This is a genomic window from Thermococcus kodakarensis KOD1 (assembly GCF_000009965.1).
Classification (GTDB): domain Archaea; phylum Methanobacteriota_B; class Thermococci; order Thermococcales; family Thermococcaceae; genus Thermococcus; species Thermococcus kodakarensis.
This window is the reverse complement of the sequence record NC_006624.1, coordinates 344,084-365,376: the sequence shown is the minus strand read 5'-3', so window position 1 is coordinate 365,376 and position 21,293 is coordinate 344,084. Positions and strand designations below refer to the sequence as shown.

Here is a 21,293-nt window from a genome sequence, read left to right as displayed (position 1 = left end):
GAATATGAGGAGAATTCAAAAGAAAAAGCCGCTGATCCAAGAGGCCCCTGAGGAAGATGAAAAACTCAAAGTCAAGAAAATTCCAAGCACTATAAAACAACCAAGCTCTAGTGGGAATGTTCCTCGCTCAATGGATACCCGCAAAACGTCAAAAAATGAGGAACAAATTGCCAGAACACCAATTTCTCCAAAGAGAAAAACTTCTGAGAGAAAGTTTAGCGAGATTAAACTGATCTCTCCTTATTCAGCAATGGAGGGTATTTCACTGGAAAGCGATGTAAATCCTGTAACGGCTCCACACGAGATTTCTCTACTCTTCCAAGAAGAGAACTTTCCACGAGATTTAAGTATAGACATTAGAACATCCGAAACCGGGGAAGAACCTTCTTTTAGGTTTACCCTTTCGCCCCCACAGGAGCTTAGAATCACTGTTCATTCAAAAATTCCCAGCAAACACTCTAATCCACCCCCGTTTGGACGTGGAGTCCCCGCCGATATGGTCTCACATAGTCTTTCCCTGTCCCTCGAATTTACTCAACATCAAGTTAGGACAATTACAGAGATTCCTCTATCCAATACAGAGGTTCCAAAGGAGCTTAAAGTCTCTTTGAGAGTGTCCAAGAGCTCAAATGTTGGTAGAATGGAGTTCCCCTTAAAATCCGAGACTTTTCCAAAAGCTGAATTCAAAGTCTCTTTGCCTTATTATGATCAAAGGTCAATACAGCTCATTGACCTAAAAAGAAACGCTATTGCCCCCTTACAGCTGGATTTGAATTTTGAAATAAATCCCTACTTGGCAGATATCTCCGGATTCGTTGAGTGGGAGGTACGAAAGATGAGCAACGTTTTAGATACCCTGCTTGGAGTGAGGGGAAAATTCCCCCATGGGGCAGACGAAATCACTGACAAACCCGTTTTCATTCTACTCGGTCAAGAACTAGGAGAGTGGCAATGGCCACTCCTGCGCATTCTTTCGGAGATATACCTCGAGTATAAGGGAGAAAGACCTAGACCGACATATAGAACCCTCAAGGAATACATGGACGGTATTGAGAGAGTTGATTCCACTAAGGATGTTTATCTAATGACATCCTTTTCACCCGCATCAAAGATAGAGGTCATTGACTCAAGAGGAGTTTCACTTAATAAGCTCAAGACGTTCATATACAAAGTTGCAGGCAGGCTCCAGACCAGTTATTTAACAGGTCTCGGCTTTTTAGTAACGATAACTGATAGGCTTAGTGTGGAGAACTTGGAAGATGTAATGTCCAGCTTTAGAGGGATAATGCATACGATAATCCTTCCAGAAACGGAAAGCTCAGAGATTTTGCCGAGATATAGGGCACTTGTTTATGGGGTAACTGGAATTCGGGACGAAGATTTCCTAAAAGCTGAGGAAAAGATGGACGAGTATTTAATCGAGACCACCAAAGTGTTCTCTCCACTGGTGCCAAAAACTTCCTCGGAGGGAACCCACTATAAGCTGAAGTGTGCAGTTCTCTCTTATATTCTTTCTCAGGAGATCGAAGAGTACGCAGAGTCGGAGATACTAGACAAGGCTATTGAACTTATCTCAAACCAAATTGTCAAGATAGAAGAACCTCTAGAAACAGGCATAATTCCTGATATTCAATGGGCAGACCACTCAGTGATTGAAATCGAGACTCTGATCGGAACAGAGAATCCCTTAAAGAAAATTGACCACACCGTTGAAAAGTACGTAGTCAGTGGAAAGTTGCAACTTCCTGAAAATGAACTCTGGATAGTCCTTAGACCGGTGTCCGCACTCATACACCACCATAAAATCAAATTACGCCAGAAGATATGGCATAAGCTGTTTGGGGAAGTCCCGATAAAGTTCAAAGTTCTCGTGTGGGAAAATGGCTGGAACCTTGTGGATCTTGGTGAATTCGTTGAAGATATAAAAAATATAGCCAAAATTAAGCTTTGAAACACCTTGGAACTAACTCTTTTCTTTACCTTGAACCCTCGCGGTTCCGTAGCCGACGAAGAGCACCCTGTCCGGATCAAGGGCCTTTAGGACCTCCGGCCGGTGGGTTATTATGAGCGCGGTAATCCCTGCCTCGCGGATTATCTCGGCAACCTTTCTGGCGACCCTCATGGCCGTTAGAGTGTCAAGGTGTGCCGCGAACTCGTCTATGAGGAGCAGATTTGGTTTCTCAGCGAGGAGCGAGGCTATCCTGGCCCTCTCCTTCTGACCCGTGCTGAGCTCCGAGTACTTTGCCCTGTAAAGGACTGCGTCACTCAGTCCAGCCCTGTTGAGAACTTCAACTGCCGCGTTAAGGTCGCCTATCTTCCTGTAAACGTGCTCAAGTATGCTCTCAGTCCCAAAGCTCGGCTCGAACTCGCCGGGTATCATAACGGAGACCTTAACGTTCTTGGGAACTTCTATCTCTCCAGTCGTCGGCCTGAAGCGCTCCTCCCACCAGCCGTTGGCCGCCCCCAAAATTAGCCTCAGGAGGGTGGTCTTCCCAGCTCCGCTCGCACCCACGACCGCTATGAGCTCGCCGGGTTTTATCTCGAAGTTGAGGTTCCTAAGGACGGGCCTCTGGATGACGCGGTGCCTGACGCCGAACGCCTCCAGGAGTTCCCTTATCTCATCCGGAAGGCCCTTCACGTCGAGCTCGCTTTCGAAGACCTTGCTCACATCCTTGAATACTATCGGCCCGCTGAGAGGCTCGACCTTTCCGTAGCTCGGGCGCCAGAGCCTTCCGTCCTTTGGGGCGTACGGATCCTCCTTAAGGAAGCGCTCTATGTACTCCTTCGCCTCCTCGGTCAGAGGGTAGAAGAGAACGGGCCTCCCGCTTGCAGTCTCCCAGAGGAACTTGAAGCCCACCTTCTCGAAGAACGGGTTGTAGCGGGCCATCTGGGCTATGGTCTCTACTATGTGCTTTCTCTTCCTCATCTCCGGAATTCTGCGCTCGGCTATCCACTCGAGCGCGGCCTTAACGCTCAGCTGACCGAGGCCGTCGGAGCGGTAGTCGGGGTGAACCACAACCCTGGCTATCCTCGCCCCAGCTGTGTTCGTCTCCTTTAGGGCCTTCCACTTGGCCTCCTCCCAGAGGTACGAGCGGGCAACCCTCTTCTTGTACTTCTTCTTCAGCTCCTCGTAAAGCTCGCGCATTATCCTCTCCGGCCAGAATGCGGGGTGGAACCAGTCCTCTGGGAAGACTTTCTCGCGGATGTTCTTCTCGATTTCTCCGTTCGGCAGTCTGCGGTGCATCAGGGGTATAGGCGGGTCAACGCGGACGTAGCTGAGAATCCTCGGCTCGTACTCCTCCCTCTCAACTAGCTCAAGGATCAGGAAGCGCGAGGCCGGAGTTGAGCCCTTGATTTCGAGTATGTGGACGTCCTCGCTCCCGCAGACGGGACAGGCCCCCTTCGTGTTGGCCTCGAAGATGTGGCCGTTCTCACAGCGCCACAGCGCCACCTTCTCCTTCTGGCTCGCGTAATGGTACTGCTCAAGCTCCGCTATCGCCTCGAAGTCGGACTCGTATTTGGCCTCCCTCGCCTGGATTTTGTATGTGTAGAGGAGCTCACCCGTCAGCGGAGAGTAGCGCTTTGCCTCAAGCTCCTTTTCCCAGAGGGGCCAGACCGGGATCTTTTCACCGTTGTAGAACTTCCACAGGCGGTAGTCATCAAAGTCGAGAACCTTAAAGCCGTTCTTCTCCTTTGGCTTGCTCAGAATCTCAATCTCAACCTCGTCCCCAGTCAGAAACCACTGGGCCGCGTTGCCCGTCATATAGAGCCTGTACTTTTCCCCGGCATCAACCTCAAGAACGCCGAACCACCGGTGCTTGAACCGCGGGATTTCGTTTCCTGTCACTTTTCCCCGCACTATCATGAGAGCCACCAATAAAAATAGGGAGGAGAGGTTATAACGTTAGCTAATGAGGAGCCTCACCCTTTCGACGACTTCTTCTGCATTACTGCCAAACACGAGTATCATCGGTTCCTTTCCCCAGTCTCCGAGGTGGTAAACTATGTCTGGCCTCTCTCCAAGCCTTTTGACTGCGGTCTCAATGCCCCACTCCATCGTGCCCCTCTCGGCCCTCTTGACTTCCTCCGGCTCCTCCCTGCGGTCGTAGAAGGAAACCTTGAGCCCGAGCTTTTTCGCCTTCTCGACGAGTTCTTCTGAATAGCGGAGATTGAGTACTGCTTTGACCTCTGGGTAGAACTCCCTCATCTTCAGGAGGGCCCTTCTCAGATGGTCGCTGGCGTTGAGCTCAACTGGACCTACTGGCTTCACCGTTTTATCGTAGCGGACTATCCGGCCCTTAACTGCAAAGACCTCGTTGAAATCCGTTGCTAGGGCGAAGTTCGTGCCTACTTCAGCCACATGCCGATTCAGAAGCTCGCCCATTTTCACAAGCCTGTTCACTGCATCTCCAAGCTCTTCCTTAGATCTCCATCTCTGAGCATCCCTCTGAAGCTCCCAGATAGGATTGATTGCTTTTCCTTCTCCCCTCGAGAACCTTATCGCCCCCTCGACGAAGCGTTTTGCCTTCTCGACGGCCTCTGGAAGCCTTAGGCCTTTGGCAATGAAAGCGGCAAGGGCCGTCGAGAAGGCACAACCAGTCCCGTGTGTGAAGCCCTCAGCGTGCTCTCCCGGAATCTCGAAGACCTCTCCATTCCAGTAGAGGACGTCGGTAAAGTTCAAGTGCCCGCCCTTGACGACCGCCGCTTCCGCGCTCAGCTCTTCCACGAGAACCCTCGCGGCTTTTCTCATGTCCTCTACCGAGTTTATCTTAATTCCCGTTAGAACCTCTGCCTCAGGGACGTTCGGGGTGACTATCGAGCCCGGAACGAGCCTTTTCTTCAGCCTCCCAACATCTTCCGGGCTTAAAAACTGGAAGCCAGAGGTAGAAGCCATAACCGGATCGAGAATCTTCCTCAGCCCTTTCGTCTCCTCGGCTATGGCCTCTATCGCACCGCCATGGATGAGGCCGATTTTAACGGCCCTGATGTCAAAGGCATCCCTGACGGCCCTTATCTGCTCTCTGATAGTTTCTGGTGGTGCTATAAAGACGCCCCTAACCTCGTTGGGGTTCTGATATGTTATCGCGGAAACTACTGGGAGCGGGTGCTCGTTCAAAGCGGAAACCGTCTCGATGTCCGCCTTCAGCCCCGCCCCACCGCCCGTGTCGAGGCCCGCTATTATAAGCACGGCCATGGGCATCACTTTCCGAGCTTCTGGAGAATCTCAAGTGCCGCCTTCCTCCCGCTCAGGAGCATGCCGCCGAATATCGGACCCATCCTCGGAGCTCCAGCCAGGGCGTTGGCCGCCATTCCAGTTGCGTACAGCCCCGGAAAGACCTCCCTCGTGTGCTCAACGGTAAGCTCCTCACCCTTTTCGGCCCACATCGGCCCTTCTCCGGGGATGGCCTTTATGAGTCCACGCTTTAGGAGGTGCTGGCTGATTTGCGCCCCGTGGCCCGTTGAATCCACCACGAACTTCGCCTCGACCGTGAGCGGATCAACATGAAGGCCGGTCATCATAACTGGAGTCCAGTTTATTACGAGTCCCGAGACCCTGCCGTCCTTAACCACGAGGTCTTCCACTTCCACCATGTTGAATATCTTTGCCCCTGCTTTCACCGCCTTGCTCGCGAGCGTCGAGGCAAGCTCTATCGAGTCGAGAACGTAGAGGCCGTTTCCAACCTGGCTGTAGTCCACCCCAAATTCGTCGAGGATCTCCCTCGCGCTCTCCTGGACGACGACGCGGTTGAATCCCATCGCCCCGCCCCAGATTCCTCCTCCCACGGAGAGCTTCTTCTCAAAGATGGCCACCTTAGCGCCGCCCTTGGCGAGGTAGTAGCCAGCTACCATTCCCGAAGGACCGGCACCGACTATGGCAATATCAAGCTGAAGGTTCTGGAGGAGGTCGTTGAAGTAGGCTTCAACTATCGCCCTGCTTATCTCGATCTCCCTCATGCCCACCACCTAAAACCTTTTAAACCGCGCTCAAAACTAAGTTTTGAGATTTAAAAACTTTGTTATGAAATGGGTTATAAAACCGGGTGATGGACATGACCCAGCTTGAGGAAGCTCGGAAGGGCGTCGTAACGGAAGAAATGAAGTTCATAGCCGAGAGGGAAGGGATAGACGCCGAGAAGCTGAGGAGGAACGTCGCCAAGGGATACACCGTCATCTTCCGCAACGTCCGCCACGACTGGGTTAAGCCGGTTGCCGTGGGTGCGGGAGTTAGAGTCAAGGTGAACGCTAACATAGGCACCTCAAGGGACATCGTTGACGTTAAGGCCGAGATAGAAAAGGCGAAGGTGGCAGTAAAGTACGGCGCCGACACGATAATGGATCTCTCCACAGGAGGAGACCTCGACGAGATAAGGAAGACCATAATGCACGCCGTGGACGTCCCAGTGGGTACGGTTCCCATCTACCAGGCCGCGGAGGAGATGCTCGCTAAGGGCAAGGCCATCATCGAGATGAGCGAGGAGGACATGTGGAGGGCAGTTGAGAAGCACTTCAAGGACGGCGTTGACTACACGACCATCCACGTCGGCGTCACCAAAGAAGTCGTCGAAAAAATGAAGAGAACTAAGAGGGCCGTCGGAATGGTCTCGCGCGGCGGGACGTTTCTGGCAGCTTGGATACTCCACTGGGGCGAGGAGAATCCGTTCTACAAGGACTACGACTACCTTCTTGAGCTGGCCAGGGAGTACGACGTTGTCCTGAGCCTCGGCGACGGACTTAGGCCCGGCGGCCTTCCTGACGCTGGGGACGAACTCCAGATAGCTGAACTTTACACGCTCGGAAGGCTCGTGAGGAGAGCTAGAGAGGCTGGAGTTCAAACCATGGTTGAGGGGCCTGGCCACGTCCCCATAGACCAGATAGCGGCCCAGGTGAAGCTGGCCAAAGTCGCAACGGACAACGCGCCCTTCTACGTGCTCGGCCCGATAGTTACGGACATCTTCCCGGGCTACGACCACATAACGGCCGCGATAGGTGGGGCAATAGCGGCCCTCAATGGGGCTGACTTCCTCTGCTACGTGACCCCCGCTGAACACCTCGGCCTTCCAGACGTGGAGCACGTTAGGCAGGGGGTAATAGCGGCGAAGATTGCAGCCCACGCGGTCAACCTGACCCGCTTCGAGGCCGACTTCAAGAAGGATTATCTCATGGCGCTGGCGAGGGGGAAGCTCAACTGGGCCAGGCAGTTCGAGCTTTCGATGGACAAGGAACGCTTTGTTGAGATAAGGAAGGAGAGGCCGACGAAGACCGAGGCCTGCTCGATGTGCGGTGACCTCTGCGCGATAAAGCTCATCAACGACATGCTCGCGGGTGAGCGGAAGTGAGGCCCATCTACCGCGGAAAGACCAAAGATGTGTACGAGGACGGGCCTTACCTTGTCTTTTACTTCAAAGACTCAGTCCTTGGCGAGGATGGAAGGGAAGACACTGGAGGCAACGAGATCGTAGGTGAGAGGAGGGGTAAGGGGAGTATCGTTCTTGATGAGACTGAGTTCTTCTTTCGCCTCCTCGAAGAGAAGGGAATAAGGACGCACTTCGTCGAGCGGATTGACGAGAGGAGGGCGCGCTTCCTGAGGGCGGAGAGGATACCGCTAGAGGTCATCTACCGCGAGCTTGCCTACGGGAGCTTTCTGAGGCGCTATCAAGGTTGGGTAAAGGAGCTGAAGCCGCTCGGGATAGTGGAGTTCACGCTGAAGGACGACTCCCTTAAAGACCCGCTGATAACGGAAGAAGCCGTAGTAAAACTCGGGATAGCAAGCGAAGGGGAAGTTAGAGAGATGAAGGAGAAAACCAGGAAGGTCGCCGAGATTTTAAGGGAGTTCTTCTCCTCGAAGGGCCTTCAGCTCGTTGATTTCAAGCTGGAGTTCGGCCGGAGAAACGGCGAGCTCATCGTCATAGACGAGCTGAGCGGCGACACGATGCGCGTTATAAAGGACGGGAAGCTCCTGAGCCAGGAGGAGCTTAGGGAGGTGATAAAATGATCGTTTCAACCATAGCGTCCCACTCCTCGCTCCAGATACTCCTCGGGGCGAAGAAAGAAGGATTTAAGACGAGGCTCTACGTTTCGCCTAAGAGAAGGCCCTTCTACTCTTCACTTCCGATTGTTGATGATCTCGTAGTTGCAGAGGAGATGACCTCCATCCTGAACGATGACGGAATAGTTGTTCCTCATGGCTCTTTCGTCGCCTACCTCGGAATTGAGGCAATAGAAAAGGCAAAAGCTAGGTTCTTCGGCAACAGGCGCTTCCTCAAGTGGGAGACGACCTTTGAGCTCCAGGATAAGGCCCTTGAGGGGGCTGGAATTCCGAGGGTTGAGGTTGTCGAGCCCGAGGATGCCAAGCCGGACGAGCTATACTTCGTCAGGATTGAAGGGCCTAGGGGAGGGAGCGGCCACTTCATTGTAGAGGGCAGTGAGCTCGAGGAGAGGCTTTCAACGCTTGAAGAACCTTACAGAGTTGAGCGCTTCATCCCGGGCGTTTACCTCTACGTCCACTTCTTCTACTCGCCCATCCTGGAGAGGCTTGAGCTCCTCGGCGTTGACGAGAGGGTTCTAATAGCCGACGGCAACGCCCGCTGGCCAGTGAAGCCTCTCCCGTACACAATAGTTGGCAACAGGGCGATTGCCCTTAGAGAATCGCTCCTCCCGCAGCTCTACGACTACGGGCTGGCTTTCGTCAGGACCATGAGGGAGCTTGAGCCGCCGGGGGTTATCGGGCCGTTCGCCCTCCACTTCGCCTACGACGGTTCTTTCAAAGCTATCGGCATAGCTTCGCGCATAGACGGGGGAAGTAACGCTGACCACTGGTACTCGGAGCTCTACTGGGGCGAGAGACTCAGCATGGGGAGGAGAATAGCGAGGGAGCTCAGGCTTGCCGAGGAGGAAGACAGGCTTGAGGAGGTGGTAACGTGAGGTACGTGGGAAGGACGCTCGGAATAGGGCTGAACAATGGGAAGCCATTCGCCTTCTACCTCCTCTGCTCCAGATCCTTCCCAAACAGGAGGGCAGTGGTGAAGGGAAACGGGGTCTACATCCTCAATCAGACGGAGACGGAGAACCCCTACGTGAGCTATCCCGTCGTGAGGCTGATGGAAGACTACGCGGTCGTCACCAACGGCCTCCACACGGACTTCATAGCCCAGGCCCTTGAGTGGGAGAGGCCAAGGAAGGCCCTCGTTCATGTCCTGGATGCCCTCGATTACGAAAGGGACGATTACAGCACTCCGAGGATAGCGGGGATAATCCAGCACGGGGGAAGGAGGGGCTGGCTCGGCTTTGTGGGAAGAGATATGCTCTGGATGAGGGAACTTGAGCTTGAGGAGGGCAAAGCCTTCCTGACGGCGACGTACAACATGGAGGGCTTTGAGAGCATTGAGCTGGCCTTCTCTACTCCAGAAGAGCTCGCTGAAAAAGTTATGGAACTTCCCTTCGAGCACAAGGTGCTCGCGATTGGGATAGTGGAAAATGAGAAAGGGTGGGAGCTTTCTTTCACTCCTTCTCTCTGAGTTTTTTCATCAGATTCGCCATCTCCAGCGCGGCCATCGCGTACTCAAAGCCCTTGTTGCTCTTAACCCCTGCCCTGTTGAAGCCCTGGAGCTCGTCCTCGACTGTTATCACGCCGAAGATAACCGGAACGCCGCTGTCGAGGGAGACCTTTGCGACACCCTTTGCGACCTCGTTGGCAACCAGGTCAAAGTGCTTTGTCTCACCCCTGACGACTGCTCCGAGGGCAAGAACCGCGTCGTACTTCCCGCTCTCGGCGAGCTTTTTGGCGACCAGAGGTATCTCAAAGCTTCCGGGCACCTTTACGACGTCAACCTCCTCAACGCTGTGCCTCTCGAAGCAGTCGAGGGCACCGCTGAGGAGCTCGTTGGTTAAGAGGTCGTTGAACCTGGCGACGACGACGCCAATCTTTACACCTTCTCCCTTAAATTCGCCCTCAATCACGCGAACCTCCATACCATTCACCCCGTTTTCTGTAATTATTTAATTGTGTAATTCATCAATAGAACAATTAAACAATTCCCTAAACTTTAAAGGGGAGCTTGTGACCGAGCTTCTCGGCTTTGACCTTCAGGTAGGGCTTGTTGTGTTCAGTAACCTCCCCCGGAGCCGGAACCGTCTCAACGACCTCTATCCCGAACTCCTCAAGGGCCTTTGCCTTCCTCGGGTTGTTGGTTATCAGCCTGATCTTTGAAACTCCCAGAGCACGAAGCATCTGGAAGGCGGCCTCGTAAGTCCTCTCGTCCTCACCGCGGCCGAGGGCTTTGTTGGCCTCAACGGTGTCAAAGCCTTTGTCCTGGAGCTCGTAGGCCTTTATCTTCTCCTTCAGGCCGATTCCCCTGCCTTCCTGGTCCATGTAGAGGAGTATCCCGCCCTCCTGGGCTATCATCCTGAGGGCGTTGGCGAGCTGGCTCCCGCAGTCGCACTTGAGTGAAGCGAATGTGTCTCCTGTGAGGCACTTTGAGTGAACCCTGACAAGTGGGACCTCACCATAGGGCTCCTTGACTATTGCCACATGCTCCTTAAAGTCCAGCTCGTTGTCGAAGGCTATTATTCTAAAGTCGCCGTACCTCGTCGGGAGCCTCGCGCTGGCGTAGATTCTCATCAGCTGTTTTCTCCTCACGAATTCCTTCCAGACATCGTCCGTGGTGAGGACTGGAAGGCCGTGCTCCTCCGCGAGCTTCAAGGCGTACTCCCTGTTGTGAGAGTCGCCCTTTTCGTCGAGTATCTCAACCATCAGGGCGTACCTCTTGAAGCCGAGTATCTCCATCAGCTCAAGAGAGCTCTCCGTGTGCCCCCTCCTCCTGTTGAGGCCGATGCCGCCAAGGAGGTGGAGATGTCCAGGATAGCGGAAGGCCCCCACACCAAGCCCTTCAGCAATCTTCCGGGCCGTTAAGGCCCTCTCTTCAGCGGTTATTCCCGTGAAAGTTTCTTTGTAATCAACGGGAACCAAGAAGTTCGTCTCTCCTTCCTTGCTGGGAAGCGGGAAGAAGCCCCTCTTCAACGCCTCGTCCATGTCCATCGTGAGGCAGAGGAGGCCTTTCATGGAGAGCATGAAGTTGACGATCTCGGGAGAAGCTATCTCGGCTGGATAAATTAGATCAGCCTCGAACTCCCTTCGATTGTCTATGAGAACAACTGGCTTTCCTTCAAGGACTAGACCCCTAACTCTGTCCCAGTTCATTTATCCTCCCCACCAAAGAAATGTTCTAAATTTTTAAAAAATTTGTTCCAAAAATGGAATCAAAGAAACGCCTAAGGCTCGGTTGTTATGTCGAGGGTAATATACCCGGCTGAATCAACGGCCAGCGGCCCCTCACCTTCCCCATTGTAAACGGACATGTTCCCGAAGACACCAAACACGGCCCTTGAATGATCATTAACCTCAACGCGGTCGCTCGATCCCTCTAGAAGTCCGTTAAAAACAACCCACACAGCCGGCTTGCAGCCGGTTGAGTTAAAGTTGGTCTCTATAGTTCTTGATGTGCCTCCCTGGTAATCCCTGATGTAGTAGTTCCCATTTCCATATAGGCATGAACCGCCCAGAAGTCTCGTTGAGGATATCCTCTCTCCATTTGCTTTCAGTTCGGAACAGTATTTCTCTGGGGGGATGGGTTCCGCAGGAATCTTGAGTCCAGAGAGTTCTTCGAGTGTCAGCACTCTTTTCTTCACGAAGGAAAAGAGACTCTCTCTGTATTCTTGGCACGCCTTGAGAAATTCGTTGTCTCTTCCCAGCTTTTCTGGTACTAGAACGGAGGCGTTCCAGGCTCTAAAGCCTTCGGGAACCTTAAGGGTGAAGACCCACTGTTCATCGGAAATTTTTGTCATTTTAGACTCGAACTCCATGGGGGTTCCGTTACGTAGATAAATAACTCTTGGAGATCTTTTGAAGACCCCTTTAACAGACAGACCTGTACATTGGCCTGCCGCAAGTTCTGGTTCGTACGTGAACTTCCTGCTGGAGCTGTGAACCGCCTTTGGGTTGGGTGCAACCAACTTTAGATCTTGAACGTTGTAGAGTCCCTCCGTGGAGTTGAGGATGTTTTCCTTTATCCCCCTCCACTGCAGGTTGAAGTAGTCCAGCTCAGGATAGATTATGTAGAAGGAGACGTTTGAGTCAATCCAGTCTGGAACCTCTAGCTCAATGTGCAACCTCTGCTCTGCTAAGGAGCAGACTAGGAACTCCGCTGAATACCCAGTGTTATCAAGCCGTTCAACAGAGAAGACCCTCATGTTGCCGTTGAACGTTGCGAACCTGGCTGTGTCAGGGGGTGTTTGGTTCCTGTGGGGGTTATGGGAAAGAATGAGCACTCCAAGAACTAAAAAAAGTAGAAACGCGGAAATAAAACCGGCCCGATTACCGTCGGGCATGTCAGAGCCTCCAGTTCTTGTCCCCATCGATTTGGAGGTTGGCCCAATATCTATGGGTTAGCTTTTCCCAGAAGCTTGGTTGGATGCTCTCCATGGCCTGATAAGCGGTTTTGCCCTCATCAAGCTTCTTCCAGAAAGTTGTTCCTTTGTCTTTTATCAGTCTAACGTCTATCGGCCTGTCTGTTCCTATGTAGGTCCTGTATGTTGCTCCCACCCTGAGTCTGAACGAATCACATCCCAGTACAAATATTAGCGCGTCGTGCATGTCTGCATCTCCCGTTATCCTGCCCCAGAACACCTTGGCCGTATCCCCAAAGTTGGGGTTCTGGAGTATCATAAAACCGTTCACCTCAGTGGACGGCAGGATTTTAGCTGTATGGCCGTAGTAGTAGAACACCTTAATCTTCTTTCCGCGGAACAGGTTGTAATAGCTCTGAATCGGATCCCCGTGCGATCCATGGTAATAGGCGTCCCAGTAATACACTGAATACCCATGTTTGGCCAGGATGCCCATTACTAAGTCAGAATGATAATAATTCTCGTCTGAGTCCCTGACATAGTGTATCACCGCGGAGTCGGAGCCACCACCATACCCTGGCCAAACCGCTGTTGGATGAATCATTTTGCTGTGGTAGGGAAATCCATGGGGAGCGGTCCACGAGGGTAGTGCAACATCTTCGGCAATTTTTTCAGGGGAACCGAGGGCGTACTGGCTGCTGAAAAGCAAAATAAGAAACAGGCCAAACAAGGCGTATCCAGTCTTGGCCATTCAATCACCGCTAATATAGTACACAGTTATTTTAAAAACTTTTTGGATTTTATAACCAATTACTATGATTTATCTAGAATCATCTTCATGTACCTCGCTAGGACGTCTATCTCGTAGTTGACTTTTTCCCCAGGCCGAAGGAGACCCAGGTTCGTCTTTTCAAGGGTATAGGGGATAACCTGAATCCAGAAGCGGGTTGCCTCGACCTTAGCGACGGTAAGGGAGACACCGTTGAGGGCTATTGAACCCTTCTCCGCAATTCCCCATTTCTCCCTCGGCATCTCAAAGGCCATCCAGGTCGTGTTTCCACTCTTTCTCTTCGCTATGAACCTTATCGTCCCGTCAACGTGACCGGTAACTATGTGCCCGTCGAAGCGGCCGTTGGCGGGTAGGGCTCTCTCCAGGTTGACAACCTTCGCCTCCCTCAGGTTTGTCCTCGCGAGAGTCTCCTCACCAACGTCGAAGACTGCCGTCTTCCCGTCGAAGGAGACGACGGTAAGGCAGGCCCCGTTTACTGCCACGCTGTCCCCTTCCTTCACTTCGAAGGGAAGCTCCACGTAGAGCTTTCCAGCTGAATAGCGGGCCTTCCCGGTTCCCTCAACTATCCCCGTGAACATACTCACCACCCTGGGTAAGCGGTAACGAGGAAGCTCTCGCCGAGCCTCTCGATCGACTCAATTCTCAGCAGGGGAGCCTCCTTGGTGTTCTCGACCTTGAGGCACTCGAAGGGCTTTATCCCTCTCCCGAAGAGCTTTGGCCCGTAGAAGAGGTATAACTTGTCGGCCAGGGACAGGAACTGGCAGGCTATTCTGCCGCCCTCGACCAGGACACTGTCTATCCCCAGCTCGCCGAGCTTCTTCAGGATCTTGGCTGGCTCGGTTATCGGGTATGCCTCTGCTATTCCCTTGAACTTCTCCGGCTTTTCCGTGAAGAAGATAACCCTTCCGTCCTCGAAGAGGCGGAACTTCCGTCCCTTTCTCATCTCATCTGCCACCCTGCCGGAGCGGTCGAGGATAACCTTAACCTTCTCGGGACAGTTCTCAAGCCTGCAGTTGAGCCTCGGGTTGTCAGCTAAAACCGTCCCAGAACCGACCATTATCGCCATATGCTTTCTTCTGAGCTCCTGAACCCTCTGGCGGGCTTTTTCACCAGTTATCCACTTTGAGGAACCAGTTTCAGTGGCTATGAAGCCGTCGAGCGTGAGGGCGAGTTTTATCGAGACGAAGGGGAGTTTAGTTGTGATGTATTTGAGGAAGATTTCATTGAGCTTCCTCGCTTCCTCCTCCAGAAGACCAACTTCTACTTCTATTCCAGCCTTTCTCATCTTCTCTATTCCTTGGCCAGCAACAAGCGGGTTTGGGTCCTCCATGGCCACGACAACCCTTTTAAAGCCCTCTTGGATTATTCTATCCGCGCAGGGCGGCTGCTTCCCCCAGTGGGAGCAGGGTTCGAGCGTTACGTACATCGTGGCCCCTCTAACGTCGTAACCCTTTGCCTTTGCATCCTCTATGGCGTTTATCTCGGCGTGCTTCTCGCCGAACTTCCTGTGCCAGCCCACGCCTATTATCTTCCCATCCTTGACTATAACCGCCCCTACCATCGGGTTCGGGTTTGTCCAACCTTCTCCGCGCTTCGCCAGCTCGAGGGCGAGCCTCATGAACTTCTCGTCTTCGTCCCTCATGTTCGCAGATTTATACCGAATTTTATAAGAATTTGTTCCAAGGTTGGAACAACGGGCATTTGCCGACTTTGGATAACCTTTTTATTGCTGGAAACTCAACGTTAAAATGGTGATTTTTCATGGAAGACCCCTACATCTGGATGGAGAACCTTCAGGATGAGCGCGTTCTGAAGCTCGTCGAGGAAGAAAACAGGCGTTTTAGGGAATTCATCGGGAAGCTGAGCGACGAGCTGTTCCCGGAGGTATGGGGGCTGTATTCACTTCCAACTCTTCACAGTGCCAGACTCACGGAGAAAGGCATCATTGCGGTGTTCAAGGAGAGGGATAGGCAGGTAATAAGGTGGCTTAATGGCGATGTCATAGTTGACTCGAAGGCCCTTGAGGCTGAAATCGGCGATGAAGTTCTTCTTCAGGGATTTACTGCCGACGGGAAGGGCAAAAGGCTCGCATACAGCTTCTCAATCGGCGGGGCGGACGAGGGCGTCACGAGGATAATTGACCTCGAGAGTGGCGAGCTCATAGATGAACTCAGGCCCTCTGTGTGGAACGTGACCTTCCTAGAGAACGGCTACTACTTCTCGCGCTTTTACAGGCACGGGGAGACTCCAGACGGAGTCAAAGCTCCAGCTGTAAGGCTTTTCTGGAAGGACGAATCAGGAGAGAGAATGGTTTTTGGCCAGGGTCTCGGTTCGGGCTACTTCATGGGGCTCAGAAAGAGCACCGACGGGAAGTGGGCGATGCTAACAGTGACCTTTGGCTGGAACAGGGCCGATATCTACATAGGGCCAATTGAAGCCCCAGACCGCTGGGAGAAGGTTTACTCCGCGGACGTTCCGGCGGAGCCCATTGACGTCGTAAACGGCAGACTCTACATCCTAACGAGGGAAGGGAAAGGTTTAGGCAAGGTTATTGCGATAGAGGGCGAGAAAACCATCGAAGTCGTTCCAGAGGGCGAGTTCCCGCTCGAGTGGGCCGTTATTGTTGGTGACAGAATCCTCGCGGGTAGGCTCGTCCACGCGAGCCACAGGCTTGAAGTTTATTCGCTCAACGGTGAGAAGCTCGATGAGATAGCCTTTGATCTTCCCGGGAGTGTATATCCCCTCGATTCTGATGGCAAAAAAGCCCTCCTCCGCTACGAGAGCTTTACGGTTCCCTACAGACTCTATCAGTTTGACGGCGAGCTGAAGCTCATTGGGACGCAAGAGGTCGAAGGGAAGTTCACGGTTGAAGAGGACTTTGCAACCTCAAAGGACGGGACGAAGATTCACTACTTCCACGTCAAGGGTGAGAAGGACGATAAAAAGGTCTGGGTCTTCGGATACGGCGGATTCAACATCTCGCTTACACCCCGCTTCTTCCCGCAGGCGATTCCTTTCATAAGGCGCGGCGGAACCTTTGCAATGGCCAACCTGCGTGGGGGTAGTGAATACGGCGAGGAGTGGCACAGGGCGGGAATGAGGGAGAACAAGCAGAACGTCTTCGATGATTTCATAGCCGTCCTTGAGAAGCTCAAGAAAGAGGGCTACCGTATCGCCGCATGGGGTAGGAGCAACGGCGGTCTGCTCGTCTCAGCTACTCTCACTCAGAGGCCAGACGTAATGGACGCGGCCCTGATTGGGTATCCCGTCATTGACATGCTCCGTTTCCACAAGCTCTACATCGGCAGCGTTTGGATCCCAGAATACGGAAACCCAGACGACCCGAAGGACAGGGAGTTCCTGCTGAAGTACTCTCCCTACCACAACGTTGACCCGAACAAGCGCTACCCGCCAACGCTCATCTACACAGGTTTACACGACGACAGAGTCCATCCTGCTCACGCCCTCAAGTTCTTCATGAAGCTGAGAGAAGTTGGAGCACCGGTCTATCTCAGAGTTGAGACGAAGAGCGGGCACATGGGCGCATCGCCGGAGACGAGGGCGAGGGAGCTTACGGATTTGCTGGCCTTTGTCGTTAAGACGCTCAGATGAACTGCGGTGCAAACTTAAGTTGCCTGATCTTTGTTTTTCTTTTCCACTTCTAAAGTGCTGTAAAACAGTGGAAAAACTTGTAAAAACTATCCTAATGCAACGTTCAGCAGTTGTAGCAGAGCATTGCCGCCCTCTTCAGCAGTATGACACGGTGGAGCTTGCCGTTGATTATCCTGGCATTGGATATTTTATTCAGGTGATGAATCCGCTTCCTCTCAAGCGCCACCAGATCGAGCTCGCGGAGAACCTTCACGAAGTCCTCCCAGCGGATTTTTAACCATTTTGAGTACTCGTCGAAAAGCTCCTTCTCGACTACCCTGTAAACTTTCCCTTCCACCATGTAGCGGGTGGCCCTCTTCGGCAGTTCCTTCCTCAGGCGCCAGCGGGCGTGGAGAGGCTCCTGCATCTCATAGACGGCCTCGTCCATGGACTTGCCCTCCACCATCATCTTGAGGATTATCCCGAGGATTCTGTTTATCCTGTCGGGGACACCAACGACGTCTCCCCTCAGGACTATTTTCCTTCTCCTAACCTTAATGCCAGCACTCTCCAGCTCTTCGCCGATTTTTGGGGTCGTCTTCTTCTTGTTCCCGCCGGTATCGACGATGCCACCGATTATGAACGCCTTAACGTCAAAGTCCTTCTCGCTCAGGACTTCTTCCGCCCAGGGATCGAGCAGAACAACTTCATTGATGCCATTCTCCTTGAGAAACTCCGAAGTAGGGCCCCCATAGGTCGTTATCCTGTCCAGCGGGCCGTGGAACATCTCCCTGAACTCTTCGTTCGCCCAGGTGACGGCCAGTTCACTTCCCGTGAAGTAGTCCCTCAAAAGGCCGTAGCTCTGGTTCACCTGGAGGCAGATTTTGCCCTTTTCCTTCTGGGTGTGCTTGTCCCAGTGGTAGAGGTCGATTATGAAGTACGGCCAGTCCGGGAGCTTTTCCCTCAGCTCCTCGGGTGTGAGAACGGGTTCAAACTTCTCCCTCATGCAGAGGGGGGCGTAGGCATAGTAAGAGCCATCAACCCTGTTTCCGTTTAAATCCCATGCAACGGCTGTCTTCTCCGGAACCCTGAAGACGGCACCCTTCCCGTGGACTATCTCAATCGCTATATCCTGGAGCTTGTTTTTTGATTTCCTGAAGCGCTTTGACAGCGTTCCTATGCTGGATATGCCTTTTTCCTTAAGCGCCTCTCTGAAAACATCTGCGAGGGTCTTCATGGGCATCGCTTTCGGCTTATGAGAACGGTTAAAAAGATTTCCGTCCAGCTTGGGATTACTGCCTCTAATGCAGTGGTGCTCAATCAGTGGTACCAGACCCGAAAGATTTTTAAACGGTCTTCCTTCCCTAATATCGAGCCCCGGTGGTGTAGCCCGGTCAAACATGCGGGCCTTTCGAGCCCGCGCCCCGGGTTCAAATCCCGGCCGGGGCACCAGAATTCTACCGCACGCTTTTCTAAAAGCAATTTCACGACTACAGTCGGCTCATCTCCAAAGAGAGCCGCCCTTAGCAGGCTGTTGATAAAACGAGACCTCACGACGTCCAATCTGTCCAGTTCTTGAAGGACGTCCTGGTCAAGAGTAATGTGCACATCTGTCTTTTTATGGCGCTTTCCTCCATATTTATCCATAAAACTCCACCAATTCTGACCTGCGCCCCACCAAGTTATTGCTGTTGCGGTCATATTCCTCACCATAAGTCCTTCAGGTCGCCAATCTGGAACTTCCAGAGCTTGGCGATTGTCTCCATGCGGTTAGAAAAGCCATCGCTGAGGATGTATGACTTGTCAGAGCTGACACGGAGCATTTTGAGGGCGAGCATTTTCTTGATGACGCGGAAGTAGAGCACCTGGTCGGTCTTCTCAGGGAATAACTCTTTGTAGTCGTCAGGATAAAGGCGACCGTGCTCTTTGATATACTCAAGAACCTTGAGGGCCACTTCAAGGCTTCTGCCATCGAAGATTAGCTCGAGTGGATTGTCTGCAGGCTCGTAAGTTGGGATCTTCAGGGCAACATAGTCAGGAAGCTTCCTTCTCCTCGGCATAACAACACCTCCATTTAGTTGGCCAACATGCCAAAAATATTATTCTCAGAGTTCCCCTCGCGGAGTTGAGGGTTATAGTAACAGTTTTTGTTATTATTCGGGGTTTGGTGGTGATTGACCTTGGTTGTTGGTGAAAGATAGTTTGGAAAGAATGATACTATACGGGAAGTGTTAGTATTCTTCAAGACCAGCATTCTCTTTCACCTCGTCTCTTGCCCTCATGACTGCAGCATACACCTCATCCAGAGGAACCCACACGCAACCATTCTCATCCTCCTGAGCGATACTGAAGTACTTCTCATAGTGAGCCTCAATCTCGGCCCTAGCAAGGTCGTCAAGCCTCTCGAGAACCATCTGAGCCTCCCGAGCCCAATCTTTCCAATCCTCGATAATACCCCATGCCTCCTCGAGGAGTAGCCTGGCGCCCTCTGGCATTGTTTTATAACGAGCTATCATATAGCACAGTTTCCATACTTCTACCATATCTTCATGCAAGTCTTGGAAAGACCTAGCCTCAACCATGTTCCTCACCCCTCTCAGCAGTACGGAGAGACAGCTAATTCATAGAGCTCAGGCTCTGTGATTTTCTTGCCTTCAAGGGGTCTCGCAAATTTGACGGGACGTGGTTTCTCCTTAGTTAGGACCTCTTCAACCCACTCACCTATCTCATCACAGTAGAGGTCTTGTACCTCCTTGCGAAGAGTTTCAATGGCTTCCTCTTCAGTTCTTGCCAAGACAATAGCCCACCCATCACGAAGGTCAATATCCCAATAATACCACTCCTCGCTCATCGCCCCTCACGCTCCTTCAAAGCTTTGGCAAGCCTCGGGATGTCCTCCATATTAACTATAATGAGCGCCGCGTTCTTGTAATTGTAATACTCTCTAAATCCAAACAAGGAGAGCATGCCCATGACAATCGAGACCAACCCCGAAACTTTCATGAGAGCACCAGTCCCATAATTCACAATCACTGCCCCTAATATGAACCACGTCAGAACTGGTGCTATCATCGCCGAAAAAGCATACAATGAGATGAGAGATTTCATCGCCCCGTCACCTCCCTCCAACGGCGTAGGCTGGCACCTGAGCCGGCTTCGACAAGTTCACACCGAGCAGGAGGCCGAGGTCATCCGCGAACTCCTCAAAGCTCCTGCTGACGATCACGTCCTCCAGTGGGATGACGGCGTAATAATCCCTCGCTGAACCGCCGCGCCGGTACTCAAAAGAAGGCTCAACATGCTGCACGTTGAACATCACGAACCGCTCCTGGCCCACTTGAATGAAGTAATAGAGCGGGAGAGTGAGGACTTCTGAAAGCGCCCTGAGCCGCTGAAACTGCCAGCCATTCACGAGAAGCTCCCCCTTTGCCCATGAATCCTTAGCCACGCGCCAACTGATGAATTTGAGTTCAAAAGCCGCTAAAGGAACCTCAGAATGCTTCCTGAACACAAGGGCATCGAGGTCATAGAGCGAGAACTGACCAGGAAGGGCCCCTTCTATCAGAGTGCTGAACAAATACTTGTTCTCCGCGCTCCTAATTTCTCTTTGCATATAGTCAAAGAAAGGCTTGTAAACGTGGCGGCCGTATTTGGCCGCCTGGCGGATCATTTCAGCCCGGGCTGCGACCATCACGCCCTCACCCCGACGAACTGCTCAAGCGTCGCCTGACCCTCGTGCGGCCTCACCCTGCGGAGCTCATCCCTCAAGCTCTCGACCTTCTGAAGGACCTCAAGCCTGTTCAGGCGCTTTGGGAAGATGACGGGAACCCCCTCGCGCTTTGCCTCGCGCTCTGAGAAAACATAGATTTCGACATCTTCCGAGCGGAGCCGACCCTCATGGAGCATCAGAGCGGCCTGAGCTATCGCGACCCCCCAAGCGGCCAAGACGTGAGGAGCCTCGACCATGAACTGCTCGCCGTCGATGATGATGAGATAGTTCATCCCCTCACCCCCCTAAGCTCAAAGACATACTCGTCCTTCACAACCGCGCCCTTGCGCCCGAGCTCGTCCAGGGCTGAAGCGACCTCCTTGGCTGGAAGGCCGGTTTTCCTGACCAGCTCTGAAAAAGTGGCCGGGCTGTCTTCCAAAGCCTGCTGAACGAGGAAAGCAGAAGGAACTCGCGCGATCATGAGCGACCCTCCTCGGAAGGTGATGAAGAAGCTGAATCGGCCTCCTCGAAGTAGGCCTTCGTGTCCTCGTCAAAGGGGTCGGTGTCCTTGTATAGGAAGACTGCAAAGCCTGCGGCCTTCATGAGGTTTGTGAGATCGTCCTTCGCGAAAACACCTCTCGATATGGCGAAATTGGCTTGGTAGTACTTCTTTTTCCCTGATGGGGCCCTCCACCCACCAATAGGATCCATCGCAATTATGGCGTACTTGAAGCCCTTCTTTTTGTGCTTCTTGAGAAAGTCTATCAACTCATCAACGGTCGCAATCATCGTAGTCATGCC

At 52.7% G+C, this 21,293-nt stretch carries 24 protein-coding genes and 1 tRNA gene; 7 read left to right on the top strand and 18 right to left on the bottom strand.

Annotation, left to right across the window (positions count from 1 at the left end; genetic code table 11):
- The first annotated feature begins 4 nt into the window (after window positions 1-4).
- Complete coding sequence (locus tag TK_RS02155; protein WP_011249392.1) at window positions 5-1,951, top strand: hypothetical protein; 1,947 nt, start codon at window positions 5-7, stop codon at window positions 1,949-1,951.
- Between the two features lie 12 nt (window positions 1,952-1,963).
- Here TK_RS02155 and TK_RS02150 read toward each other — a convergent pair whose 3' ends face one another.
- Genes TK_RS02150 through TK_RS02140 form a run of 3 tightly spaced genes read right to left on the bottom strand, consistent with a single transcriptional unit; the run spans window position 1,964 to window position 5,955 of the window.
- Entirely contained in the window at window positions 1,964-3,865 is a 1,902-nt protein-coding gene (locus TK_RS02150; RefSeq protein WP_011249391.1) for a GNAT family N-acetyltransferase, read from the bottom strand.
- A 39-nt stretch (window positions 3,866-3,904) separates the two neighbouring features.
- Window positions 3,905-5,200, bottom strand: coding sequence for a bifunctional hydroxymethylpyrimidine kinase/phosphomethylpyrimidine kinase (gene thiD, locus TK_RS02145; protein ID WP_011249390.1), 1,296 nt, complete (start codon window positions 5,198-5,200; stop codon window positions 3,905-3,907).
- Entirely contained in the window at window positions 5,200-5,955 is a 756-nt protein-coding gene (locus TK_RS02140) for a sulfide-dependent adenosine diphosphate thiazole synthase (RefSeq protein ID WP_011249389.1), read from the bottom strand. Before TK_RS02140 ends, thiD begins: the two co-directional genes overlap by 1 nt.
- 95 nt (window positions 5,956-6,050) lie before the next feature.
- Between TK_RS02140 and thiC the strand changes: the two genes are divergently transcribed.
- From thiC to TK_RS02120, 4 genes are read left to right on the top strand one after another with little or no spacing between them, the layout of a single operon-like run.
- Window positions 6,051-7,337, top strand: coding sequence for a phosphomethylpyrimidine synthase ThiC (thiC, locus tag TK_RS02135; RefSeq protein WP_011249388.1), 1,287 nt, complete (start codon window positions 6,051-6,053; stop codon window positions 7,335-7,337).
- Window positions 7,334-7,993 (top strand): phosphoribosylaminoimidazolesuccinocarboxamide synthase, encoded by a 660-nt coding sequence (locus TK_RS02130; protein ID WP_011249387.1) that lies wholly within the window; start codon window positions 7,334-7,336, stop codon window positions 7,991-7,993. The genes thiC and TK_RS02130 overlap by 4 nt, the downstream gene beginning before the upstream one ends.
- Window positions 7,990-8,922, top strand: a complete 933-nt coding sequence (locus TK_RS02125) for a formate--phosphoribosylaminoimidazolecarboxamide ligase (protein WP_011249386.1) — start codon at window positions 7,990-7,992, stop codon at window positions 8,920-8,922. The genes TK_RS02130 and TK_RS02125 overlap by 4 nt, the downstream gene beginning before the upstream one ends.
- Window positions 8,919-9,515 carry an IMP cyclohydrolase gene (locus TK_RS02120; RefSeq protein ID WP_011249385.1) on the top strand — a complete coding sequence of 199 codons (597 nt, stop codon included), beginning with the start codon at window positions 8,919-8,921 and terminating at the stop codon, window positions 9,513-9,515. Before TK_RS02125 ends, TK_RS02120 begins: the two co-directional genes overlap by 4 nt.
- Here the strand turns inward: TK_RS02120 and ribH are convergent.
- From ribH to ribD, 6 genes are all read right to left on the bottom strand, one after another.
- Window positions 9,499-9,969 carry a 6,7-dimethyl-8-ribityllumazine synthase gene (ribH, locus tag TK_RS02115; protein WP_011249384.1) on the bottom strand — a complete coding sequence of 157 codons (471 nt, stop codon included), beginning with the start codon at window positions 9,967-9,969 and terminating at the stop codon, window positions 9,499-9,501. The two genes, TK_RS02120 and ribH, sit on opposite strands and share 17 nt — an antisense overlap.
- A 67-nt stretch (window positions 9,970-10,036) precedes the next feature.
- Window positions 10,037-11,197 carry a bifunctional 3,4-dihydroxy-2-butanone-4-phosphate synthase/GTP cyclohydrolase II gene (locus TK_RS02110; RefSeq protein WP_011249383.1) on the bottom strand — a complete coding sequence of 387 codons (1,161 nt, stop codon included), beginning with the start codon at window positions 11,195-11,197 and terminating at the stop codon, window positions 10,037-10,039.
- A 71-nt stretch (window positions 11,198-11,268) separates the two neighbouring features.
- Window positions 11,269-12,384 carry a hypothetical protein gene (locus tag TK_RS02105; protein WP_011249382.1) on the bottom strand — a complete coding sequence of 372 codons (1,116 nt, stop codon included), beginning with the start codon at window positions 12,382-12,384 and terminating at the stop codon, window positions 11,269-11,271.
- Window position 12,385: 1 nt separating this feature from the next.
- Entirely contained in the window at window positions 12,386-13,153 is a 768-nt protein-coding gene (locus TK_RS02100; protein WP_011249381.1) for a hypothetical protein, read from the bottom strand.
- Between the two features lie 62 nt (window positions 13,154-13,215).
- Complete coding sequence (locus tag TK_RS02095) at window positions 13,216-13,770, bottom strand: riboflavin synthase (protein ID WP_011249380.1); 555 nt, start codon at window positions 13,768-13,770, stop codon at window positions 13,216-13,218.
- Between the two features lie 2 nt (window positions 13,771-13,772).
- Window positions 13,773-14,834, bottom strand: a complete 1,062-nt coding sequence (ribD, locus tag TK_RS02090; protein ID WP_011249379.1) for a bifunctional diaminohydroxyphosphoribosylaminopyrimidine deaminase/5-amino-6-(5-phosphoribosylamino)uracil reductase RibD — start codon at window positions 14,832-14,834, stop codon at window positions 13,773-13,775.
- Between the two features lie 119 nt (window positions 14,835-14,953).
- On the opposite strand from ribD, the gene TK_RS02085 reads away from it, so the two are divergent.
- Window positions 14,954-16,804 (top strand): prolyl oligopeptidase family serine peptidase, encoded by a 1,851-nt coding sequence (locus TK_RS02085; RefSeq protein ID WP_011249378.1) that lies wholly within the window; start codon window positions 14,954-14,956, stop codon window positions 16,802-16,804.
- Window positions 16,805-16,907: 103 nt separating this feature from the next.
- Here the strand turns inward: TK_RS02085 and trm10 are convergent, their stop codons facing one another.
- On the bottom strand, window positions 16,908-18,020 hold the full coding sequence (gene trm10, locus TK_RS02080) for a tRNA (guanine(9)-/adenine(9)-N1)-methyltransferase (RefSeq protein WP_011249377.1): 1,113 nt from the start codon (window positions 18,018-18,020) through the stop codon (window positions 16,908-16,910).
- A 137-nt stretch (window positions 18,021-18,157) separates the two neighbouring features.
- Between trm10 and TK_RS02075 the strand changes: the two genes are divergently transcribed.
- Window positions 18,158-18,235: transfer RNA gene (locus tag TK_RS02075), tRNA-Glu, on the top strand.
- A gap of 254 nt (window positions 18,236-18,489) precedes the next feature.
- Here TK_RS02075 and TK_RS02070 read toward each other — a convergent pair.
- From TK_RS02070 to TK_RS02035, 8 genes are all read right to left on the bottom strand, one after another.
- On the bottom strand, window positions 18,490-18,843 hold the full coding sequence (locus tag TK_RS02070; protein ID WP_011249375.1) for a hypothetical protein: 354 nt from the start codon (window positions 18,841-18,843) through the stop codon (window positions 18,490-18,492).
- 171 nt (window positions 18,844-19,014) lie between these two features.
- Entirely contained in the window at window positions 19,015-19,365 is a 351-nt protein-coding gene (locus TK_RS02065; RefSeq protein WP_011249374.1) for a hypothetical protein, read from the bottom strand.
- A gap of 14 nt (window positions 19,366-19,379) precedes the next feature.
- A complete protein-coding gene (locus tag TK_RS02060; protein ID WP_011249373.1) occupies window positions 19,380-19,634 on the bottom strand; it encodes a hypothetical protein in 255 nt (84 codons plus the stop codon).
- Complete coding sequence (locus TK_RS02055; protein WP_011249372.1) at window positions 19,631-19,891, bottom strand: hypothetical protein; 261 nt, start codon at window positions 19,889-19,891, stop codon at window positions 19,631-19,633. The genes TK_RS02060 and TK_RS02055 overlap by 4 nt, the downstream gene beginning before the upstream one ends.
- 7 nt (window positions 19,892-19,898) lie before the next feature.
- Complete coding sequence (locus TK_RS02050; RefSeq protein ID WP_011249371.1) at window positions 19,899-20,474, bottom strand: hypothetical protein; 576 nt, start codon at window positions 20,472-20,474, stop codon at window positions 19,899-19,901.
- On the bottom strand, window positions 20,474-20,785 hold the full coding sequence (locus tag TK_RS02045) for a hypothetical protein (RefSeq protein WP_011249370.1): 312 nt from the start codon (window positions 20,783-20,785) through the stop codon (window positions 20,474-20,476). Before TK_RS02045 ends, TK_RS02050 begins: the two co-directional genes overlap by 1 nt.
- Window positions 20,782-20,973 (bottom strand): hypothetical protein, encoded by a 192-nt coding sequence (locus TK_RS02040; RefSeq protein WP_011249369.1) that lies wholly within the window; start codon window positions 20,971-20,973, stop codon window positions 20,782-20,784. The genes TK_RS02045 and TK_RS02040 overlap by 4 nt, the downstream gene beginning before the upstream one ends.
- Window positions 20,970-21,290, bottom strand: coding sequence for a hypothetical protein (locus tag TK_RS02035; protein ID WP_011249368.1), 321 nt, complete (start codon window positions 21,288-21,290; stop codon window positions 20,970-20,972). The genes TK_RS02040 and TK_RS02035 overlap by 4 nt, the downstream gene beginning before the upstream one ends.
- Between the last annotated feature and the right edge of the window lie 3 nt (window positions 21,291-21,293).

Coding starts and splice junctions, on each gene's coding strand:
- TK_RS02050 (WP_011249371.1), bottom strand. CDS start 20,474: ATGGTCGCAGCCCGGGCTGAAATGATCCGCCAGGCGGCCAAATACGGC.
- TK_RS02125 (WP_011249386.1), top strand. CDS start 7,990: ATGATCGTTTCAACCATAGCGTCCCACTCCTCGCTCCAGATACTCCTC.
- TK_RS02040 (WP_011249369.1), bottom strand. CDS start 20,973: ATGATCGCGCGAGTTCCTTCTGCTTTCCTCGTTCAGCAGGCTTTGGAA.
- TK_RS02055 (WP_011249372.1), bottom strand. CDS start 19,891: ATGAAATCTCTCATCTCATTGTATGCTTTTTCGGCGATGATAGCACCA.
- TK_RS02095 (WP_011249380.1), bottom strand. CDS start 13,770: ATGTTCACGGGGATAGTTGAGGGAACCGGGAAGGCCCGCTATTCAGCT.
- ribH (WP_011249384.1), bottom strand. CDS start 9,969: ATGGAGGTTCGCGTGATTGAGGGCGAATTTAAGGGAGAAGGTGTAAAG.
- TK_RS02060 (WP_011249373.1), bottom strand. CDS start 19,634: ATGAGCGAGGAGTGGTATTATTGGGATATTGACCTTCGTGATGGGTGG.
- TK_RS02045 (WP_011249370.1), bottom strand. CDS start 20,785: ATGAACTATCTCATCATCATCGACGGCGAGCAGTTCATGGTCGAGGCT.
- TK_RS02140 (WP_011249389.1), bottom strand. CDS start 5,955: ATGAGGGAGATCGAGATAAGCAGGGCGATAGTTGAAGCCTACTTCAAC.
- trm10 (WP_011249377.1), bottom strand. CDS start 18,020: ATGAAGACCCTCGCAGATGTTTTCAGAGAGGCGCTTAAGGAAAAAGGC.
- thiD (WP_011249390.1), bottom strand. CDS start 5,200: ATGCCCATGGCCGTGCTTATAATAGCGGGCCTCGACACGGGCGGTGGG.
- TK_RS02070 (WP_011249375.1), bottom strand. CDS start 18,843: ATGCCGAGGAGAAGGAAGCTTCCTGACTATGTTGCCCTGAAGATCCCA.
- TK_RS02100 (WP_011249381.1), bottom strand. CDS start 13,153: ATGGCCAAGACTGGATACGCCTTGTTTGGCCTGTTTCTTATTTTGCTT.
- ribD (WP_011249379.1), bottom strand. CDS start 14,834: ATGAGGGACGAAGACGAGAAGTTCATGAGGCTCGCCCTCGAGCTGGCG.
- TK_RS02085 (WP_011249378.1), top strand. CDS start 14,954: ATGGAAGACCCCTACATCTGGATGGAGAACCTTCAGGATGAGCGCGTT.
- TK_RS02065 (WP_011249374.1), bottom strand. CDS start 19,365: ATGGTTGAGGCTAGGTCTTTCCAAGACTTGCATGAAGATATGGTAGAA.
- TK_RS02155 (WP_011249392.1), top strand. CDS start 5: ATGAGGAGAATTCAAAAGAAAAAGCCGCTGATCCAAGAGGCCCCTGAG.
- TK_RS02105 (WP_011249382.1), bottom strand. CDS start 12,384: ATGCCCGACGGTAATCGGGCCGGTTTTATTTCCGCGTTTCTACTTTTT.
- TK_RS02150 (WP_011249391.1), bottom strand. CDS start 3,865: ATGATAGTGCGGGGAAAAGTGACAGGAAACGAAATCCCGCGGTTCAAG.
- TK_RS02110 (WP_011249383.1), bottom strand. CDS start 11,197: ATGAACTGGGACAGAGTTAGGGGTCTAGTCCTTGAAGGAAAGCCAGTT.
- TK_RS02035 (WP_011249368.1), bottom strand. CDS start 21,290: ATGACTACGATGATTGCGACCGTTGATGAGTTGATAGACTTTCTCAAG.
- thiC (WP_011249388.1), top strand. CDS start 6,051: ATGACCCAGCTTGAGGAAGCTCGGAAGGGCGTCGTAACGGAAGAAATG.